Source organism: Streptomyces varsoviensis (assembly GCF_000718635.1).
Classification (GTDB): domain Bacteria; phylum Actinomycetota; class Actinomycetes; order Streptomycetales; family Streptomycetaceae; genus Streptomyces; species Streptomyces varsoviensis.
In genome coordinates this window covers 1-284 of the sequence record NZ_JOBF01000085.1, presented here as the reverse complement: position 1 = coordinate 284, position 284 = coordinate 1, and the positions used below count along the sequence as shown (strand labels likewise).

1 protein-coding gene is annotated in these 284 nt (G+C 66.5%); it reads left to right on the top strand.

Translation table 11 applies throughout. From position 1 onward, the window contains the following. Positions 1–27: 27 nt before the first annotated feature. Positions 28–284 (top strand): Fe-S cluster assembly sulfur transfer protein SufU (gene sufU, locus IF55_RS35700; RefSeq protein WP_048833141.1); only part of this gene is annotated, 257 nt, incomplete at its 3' end.

Below are 284 nucleotides of genomic sequence, written 5' to 3'. Positions count from 1 at the left end.
GGAACTTCTTCGGCTAGGGGTGGTCACGTGAAGCTCGATTCGATGTACCAGGACGTGATCCTGGACCACTACAAACACCCGCACGGACGGGGCCTGCGCGCAGGGGACGCGGAGGTCCATCACACCAACCCGACCTGCGGGGACGAGATCACCCTGCGGGTCCGCCTCGACGGCACCACGGTAGGGGATGTGTCGTATGAGGGGCAGGGCTGCTCGATCAGCCAGGCCAGCGCCTCCGTCCTCAACGACCTCCTCGTCGGCAAGCCTCTGGAGGAGGCGCGCCG